General features: G+C 68.5%; 8 protein-coding genes. All 8 read left to right on the top strand.

Annotation, left to right across the window (positions count from 1 at the left end):
* Positions 1-182 precede the first annotated feature (182 nt).
* The 8 genes from nuoG (at position 183) to nuoK (ending at position 6,193) form a co-directional block, all read left to right on the top strand.
* Positions 183-2,207: an NADH-quinone oxidoreductase subunit NuoG gene (gene nuoG / locus OG2516_RS02885; protein ID WP_007254109.1), complete on the top strand. Its 2,025-nt coding sequence runs from the start codon at positions 183-185 to the stop codon at positions 2,205-2,207.
* A 19-nt stretch (positions 2,208-2,226) separates the two neighbouring features.
* The gene (locus OG2516_RS02880) at positions 2,227-2,610 is read left to right on the top strand and encodes a hypothetical protein (RefSeq protein WP_040615394.1); all 384 of its coding nucleotides are present in this window, start codon (positions 2,227-2,229) and stop codon (positions 2,608-2,610) included.
* 12 nt (positions 2,611-2,622) lie between these two features.
* Positions 2,623-3,663 carry an NADH-quinone oxidoreductase subunit NuoH gene (nuoH, locus tag OG2516_RS02875; RefSeq protein WP_007254107.1) on the top strand — a complete coding sequence of 347 codons (1,041 nt, stop codon included), beginning with the start codon at positions 2,623-2,625 and terminating at the stop codon, positions 3,661-3,663.
* 40 nt (positions 3,664-3,703) lie between these two features.
* Complete coding sequence (gene nuoI / locus OG2516_RS02870) at positions 3,704-4,198, top strand: NADH-quinone oxidoreductase subunit NuoI (RefSeq protein ID WP_007254106.1); 495 nt, start codon at positions 3,704-3,706, stop codon at positions 4,196-4,198.
* Entirely contained in the window at positions 4,195-4,602 is a 408-nt protein-coding gene (locus OG2516_RS02865; protein WP_007254105.1) for a carboxymuconolactone decarboxylase family protein, read from the top strand. Before nuoI ends, OG2516_RS02865 begins: the two co-directional genes overlap by 4 nt.
* On the top strand, positions 4,599-5,207 hold the full coding sequence (locus OG2516_RS02860; protein WP_040614926.1) for an NADH-quinone oxidoreductase subunit J: 609 nt from the start codon (positions 4,599-4,601) through the stop codon (positions 5,205-5,207). The genes OG2516_RS02865 and OG2516_RS02860 overlap by 4 nt, the downstream gene beginning before the upstream one ends.
* A 2-nt stretch (positions 5,208-5,209) precedes the next feature.
* Positions 5,210-5,665 carry a hypothetical protein gene (locus OG2516_RS02855; RefSeq protein ID WP_007254103.1) on the top strand — a complete coding sequence of 152 codons (456 nt, stop codon included), beginning with the start codon at positions 5,210-5,212 and terminating at the stop codon, positions 5,663-5,665.
* Between the two features lie 222 nt (positions 5,666-5,887).
* Positions 5,888-6,193: an NADH-quinone oxidoreductase subunit NuoK gene (nuoK, locus tag OG2516_RS02850; protein WP_007254102.1), complete on the top strand. Its 306-nt coding sequence runs from the start codon at positions 5,888-5,890 to the stop codon at positions 6,191-6,193.

Genomic DNA, 6,193 nt, shown 5'->3' with positions numbered 1-6,193 from the left:
CGGCCTACGGGACGTCATCGCGACCCCTCGCGCCCAACCCCACCGGGCGCGGCACTTTTTCCAGCCCGTGAGGCGGGGTCAGGCTGGCATCGCCGGAAAAGCCGCGCTAGTAGCAGTCCCGAAGCGGCGCCGCCCGGGCTTGGGCCGGCGCTGCACGAGGATCAGCACCGAAGGGCCCTCCCATGTCCGACCTGCGCAAAGTCGTCATCGATGGAAACGAGATCGAGGTGCCCGGGGCGATGACCCTGATCCAGGCCTGCGAAGAGGCCGGCATCGAGATCCCCCGGTTCTGCTACCACGAGCGGCTGTCGATCGCCGGCAACTGCCGGATGTGCCTCGTCGAGGTCGTCGGCGGCCCGCCCAAGCCGGCCGCCTCCTGCGCCATGCAGGTGCGCGACCTGCGCCCCGGCAAGGACGGCGCGGCGCCGCAGGTGCGGACCAACTCGCCGATGGTCAAGAAGGCCCGCGAGGGGGTGATGGAGTTCCTGCTCATCAACCACCCGCTCGACTGCCCGATCTGCGACCAGGGCGGCGAGTGCGACCTGCAGGACCAGGCGATGGCCTACGGCGTCGACTTCTCGCGCTACCGCGAGCCCAAGCGCGCCACCGAGGACCTCAACCTCGGCCCGTTGGTCGAGACCCACATGACGCGCTGCATCTCCTGCACCCGCTGCGTGCGCTTCACCACCGAGGTCGCCGGCATCCACCAGATGGGCCAGACCGGTCGCGGCGAGGACGCCGAGATCACCTCCTACCTCAACCAGACGCTGCATTCGAACCTGCAGGGCAACATCATCGACCTCTGCCCGGTCGGCGCGCTGGTCTCCAAGCCCTACGCCTTCACCGCCCGCCCCTGGGAGCTGTCCAAGACCGAGACGGTCGACGTGATGGACGCGCTCGGCTCCAACATCCGCGTCGACACCAAGGGCCGGGAAGTGATGCGGATCCTGCCGCGCAACCATGACGGCGTGAACGAGGAGTGGATCTCCGACAAGACCCGCTTCGTCTGGGACGGCCTGCGCCGGCAGCGGCTCGACAAGCCCTACATCCGCGAGAACGGCAAGCTGCGCCCCGCGACCTGGCCCGAGGCGCTCGCCGCCGCCGCCGCCCGGCTCAAGGGCGCCGGCAGGGTCGCCGGCCTGGTGGGCGATCTCGCCCCGGTCGAGGCGGCGTTCGCGCTCAAGCAGCTGGTCACCGGGCTCGGCGGGCAGGTCGAGTGCCGCACCGACGGCGCGATGGTCGGCACCGACAGCCGCTTCGGCTACATCGGCAACGCCGCCATCGAGGACATCGAGAGCGCCGACGACATCGTACTGATCGGCACCAACCCCGCCGACGAGGCCCCGGTGCTGCACGCGCGCATCCGCAAGGCGTGGCTGCGCGGCGCGGAAATCGCCCTCATCGGCCCCGAGCGCGACCTCGGCTACGACGTCACGCACCTCGGCAACGGCCGCAAGGCGCTGACGAAGTTCGCCAATATCGAGCACGACGGCGAGAACACCTCCAACAGCCTCATCATCGTCGGCATGGGCGCCCTGAGCGGCGACGACGCCGCCGACGTCTGGGCGCACGTCGTCAAGGCCGCCGCCGCCACCGACGCGCGCATCCTCGTGCTGCACACCGCCGCCGGACGGGTCGGGGCGCTCGACGTGGGCGCGTTCACCGAGGGCGGCATGAATGCCGCGCTCGAGGGCGCGGACGTCGTCTACAACCTCGGCGCCGACGAGATCGACCTCGCGCCGGGGCCCTTCGTGATCTACCAGGGCAGCCACGGCGATCGTGGCGCCCACCGCGCCGACATCATCCTGCCGGGCGCCGCCTACACCGAGGAGCCGGGCCTGTTCGTCAACCTCGAGGGCCGCCCGCAGCTCGCGCTGCGCGCCGGCTTCGCGCCGGGCGAGGCCAAGGAGAACTGGGCGATCCTGCGCGCTCTGTCGGGGGAGATCGGCGCCGCGCTGCCGTTCGACAGCATCGCGCAGCTGCGCCAGAAGCTCGTCGCCGAGGTGCCCCACCTCGCGCGGATCGACGAACTCGACACGCCCGAGCGCACCGACGTCGCGGTCGGCAACGACCTCGGCGACGGCGATTTCGCCTACGCGATCCGCGACCACTACCTCACCAACCCGATCGCGCGGGCCTCGGCGCTGATGGCGGAGCTGTCCGCCAACGCCAAGGCGCGCGGGCAGGCGGCGCTGGCGGCGGAGTAGACGGGTGCGCGCGCTGCTGATGTCGGGCGCTCTCGCAGCCCTCGGCGGCTGTTCCGACGCCGCCGGCCGGGCCGCGCCCGAGCCCGCGCCGTTCGAGCCGGGCTACCGGGGCGTGTCGACCTTCATGCTCGACGACGACCTCGTGAATTTCCGCGTGTCGATGACCGGCGCGCGCGACGCCGACGACGTGCTGCGCTACGCCGAGTGCGCCGCCGCCCAATACGCCCTGATCCGCGGCTACGGCTTTGCCCGTCACGTGCGCACGCAGGTCGCGGAACAGGGTGGAATCTGGCGCGCGGATGCTGTTTACACCATCTCGCCGGCGCTGCCCCGCGGGGCCAGCACGATCGACGCCGAGGTGGCCGTGGCCGATTGCGAATTGACCGGCGTGCCGACGGTCTGAGAAAGGGACGAGATGGTCGAGTTCTTCACCGAAACTTACCTCGGAATCTTCCTGCTGGTGCTGGGACAGTGCCTGCTGATCATCGTTCCGATCTTCGTCAGCCTAGCGTTCCTGATGTACGCCGACCGCAAAGTCTGGGCGGCGGTGCAGATGCGGCGCGGGCCCAACGTCGTCGGGCCCTGGGGCCTGCTGCAATCCTTCGCCGACCTGCTGAAGTACGTCGTCAAGGAGATCGTCGTCCCCGCCGGCGCCGACAAGTCGGTGTTCTTCATCGCGCCGATGATCGCCTTCATCCTGCCGATCATCGCCTGGGCGGTGATCCCGTTCGGCGACGGCTGGGTGCTCGCCGACCTCAACGTCGCCATCCTCTACGTGTTCGCGATCTCCTCGCTCGAGGTCTACGGCGTGGTCATGGGCGGCTGGGCATCGAACTCGAAGTACCCGTTCCTCGGCTCGCTGCGCTCGGCCGCGCAGATGATTTCCTACGAGGTCTCCATCGGCCTGATCATCGTCGGCGTCATCATCTCGACCGGCTCGCTCAATCTCAGCGAGATCGTGCGCGCCCAGGACGGCGACCTCGGCCTGCTCAACTGGTACTGGCTGCCGCACTTCCCGATGCTGTTCCTGTTCTTCATCTCGGCGCTCGCCGAGACGAACCGCCCGCCGTTCGACCTGCCCGAGGCCGAATCCGAGCTCGTGGCCGGCTACCAGGTGGAATACTCATCGACGCCGTTCCTGCTCTTCATGATCGGCGAACTGATGACCGTGTTCCTGATGTGCGCGCTGGTCTCGATCCTGTTCTTCGGCGGCTGGCTGTCGCCCATCCCGGGCCTGCCCGACGGCATCCTCTGGATGACGCTGAAGATGTTCCTCGTCTTCTTCATGTTCGCGATGGTGAAGGCCATCACCCCGCGCTACCGCTACGACCAGCTGATGCGGCTGGGCTGGAAGGTCTTCCTGCCCCTGTCGCTCGCCTGGGTGGTGATCGTGTCGTTCCTCGCCAAGTTCGAGGTGCTCGGCGGCTTCTGGGCCCGCTGGGCGGTGGGGGTCTGATCGCCATGACGCTGCAGTTCCACATCGGAGGCCACCCACGGTGACCCAGATCGACTATACCCGCGCCGCCAAGTACTTCCTGCTCCAGGATTTCTTCCAGGGCTTCAAGCTGGGCTTCAAGTACTTCTTCAAGCCCAAGGCGACGGTGAACTACCCCCACGAGAAGGGCCCGCTGAGCCCGCGCTTCCGGGGCGAGCACGCGCTGCGCCGCTACCCCAACGGCGAGGAACGCTGCATCGCCTGCAAGCTCTGCGAGGCGATCTGCCCGGCGCAGGCGATCACCATTGACGCCGAACCCCGCGAGGACGGCTCGCGCCGCACCACGCGCTACGACATCGACATGACCAAGTGCATCTATTGCGGCTTCTGCCAGGAAGCCTGCCCGGTGGATGCCATCGTCGAGGGGCCGAACTTCGAGTTCTCCACCGAGACCCGGGAAGAGCTCTACTACGACAAGGCCAAGCTGCTCGAGAACGGCGAGCGGTGGGAGGCCGAGATCGCCCGCAACCTCGAAATCGACGCGCCATACCGATGAGCGAGCCGAAGAACCCCTTCGAGGCGATGATGAAGGCCGGCCAGGACTGGGCGAAGTCGCTCAACCCGGCGCTGGAATCCTTCACGCCGCGCGGGTTCGAGCAGATGTGGCCGACAATGCCCAAGGAGGTCATGGAGACCTTCCTCGGCAAGACCTTCAACCCCGAGGGCCTGGACGCCAAGACCCGGATGCTCCTGACGCTGATGGGCCTGACCATCCTCGGGGCGCAGGCGGAGTCGCAGGTGCGGCTGACGGTGCGCCACGCCCGCGAGGCGGGGGCGACGAAACAGGAAATTGCCGAGACGATCGCCCAGGCGGCGGCGTTCGGCGGCGTACCGGCCATGACCCGGGCGATGGAACTCGCCTCCGAGGTTCTGGACGAGCGAGAGGACGACGCGACATGACCCCAGCAGCAATCGTGTTCTACGTCTTCGCGGTGACCACCATCGCGGGCGGCCTGTTCACCGTGGTGAGCCGCAACCCGGTGCACTCGGTGCTCTGGCTCATCCTGGCGTTCCTGTCGTCGGCGGGCCTGTTCATCCTGCTCGGTGCCGAGTTCGTCGCGATGCTGCTGGTGATCGTCTATGTCGGCGCGGTGGCGGTGCTGTTCCTGTTCGTGGTGATGATGCTCGACGTCGACTTCGCCGCGCTCAAGGCCGAGATGGCGCGATACATGCCGCTGGCGCTGCTGATCGGGATCGTCATCCTGATGCAGCTGGCGCTGGCCTTCGGCGTCTGGACCTTCGGCGCGGGCGTCGACGAGCGGCTCGCCGCGCCGGTGGTGGGCGGTGTCCACAATACCGAGGGCCTCGGCTTCCTGCTCTACGACCGCTACATCCTGCTGTTCCAGCTCGCCGGCCTGATCCTGCTGGTGGCGATGATCGGGGCCATCGTCCTGACGCTGCGCCACCGCGAGGACGTCAAGCGCCAGAACGTGCTGGAGCAGATGTACCGCGATCCGGCGACGGCGATGGAGCTGCGCGACGTGAAGCCGGGGCAGGGGCTCTGAGCATGCGTTCCGCCACGCTCGCGCTCCTCTGCCTGCCGGTGACGGCGGCGGCCCAGGCCGCCGATCCGCTCCAGTGCGTCCGCGGCGGCGACGTGCCGCTCGGCCACGCGCCGGTCGATCTCGGCGATGGGCTCGTGGCGCAGGAGCACTTCGCCGGCAGCGTCGACGAAGTGCCCGACGGCGTGGTCGACTTCGCCCATTGTGAGAGCGGCGGGCGGCTTCTGGTGGCGCTGCCCCCCGGCGAGGACGGCACGCGACCGCAGGCGGACGACGTGATCGCGGTGATGCAGGGCGCGATGGCCGAGGACGAGGAAATCCCGGTCGAGCGGCTGGCGACCTACTTCACCAGCGTCGGCGCGCCGGCGCAGGTGCGCGTCAGCGACGCGGAGACCTGCGGCTGCGCGGTGTTCTACCCCGACGCGGTGGGCGACAAGACGCCCTGGAGCGCGCCGGAGTAGCCGGGCGAGACGAGTTGGACGAGGGCCGCCGAACCCGCGCGAGCACAAGCGGCGGGCGGTGGCGAAAGGGACAGACATGGCGATGACCGGACATGGCGGCAGCAGCGGCTCCACGAGCGCGGGCGCAAATCGCGCCGCGGCCGCACAAAGGCGCGCCGCGCCACTTGACCGGGCTGGCGGTGCTTGCGACAGACGCGCTCATCAGTACGGAGGCGACGACCAATGATCGGACTTGAACATTACCTCGCGGTCGCCGCGGCCCTGTTCGTCATCGGGATCTTCGGAATCTTCCTCAACCGGAAGAACATCATCATCCTGCTGATGAGCATCGAGCTGATCCTGCTGTCGGTGAACATCAACCTCGTCGCCTTCTCCGCCTACCTCGGCGATCTCGTCGGCCAGGTCTTCACCCTGTTCGTGCTGACCGTCGCCGCCGCCGAGGCGGCGATCGGCCTCGCCATCCTCGTCTGTTTCTTCCGCAACCGCGGCACCATCGACGTCGAAGACGTCAACGTTCTGAAGGGCTGA

Origin of the sequence: Oceanicola granulosus HTCC2516, from assembly GCF_000153305.1 — a bacterium.
Taxonomy (GTDB): Bacteria; Pseudomonadota; Alphaproteobacteria; order Rhodobacterales; family Rhodobacteraceae; genus Oceanicola; species Oceanicola granulosus.
The sequence above is the reverse complement of the archived record's forward strand: the minus strand, read 5'-3'. Positions and strand labels throughout refer to the sequence as shown.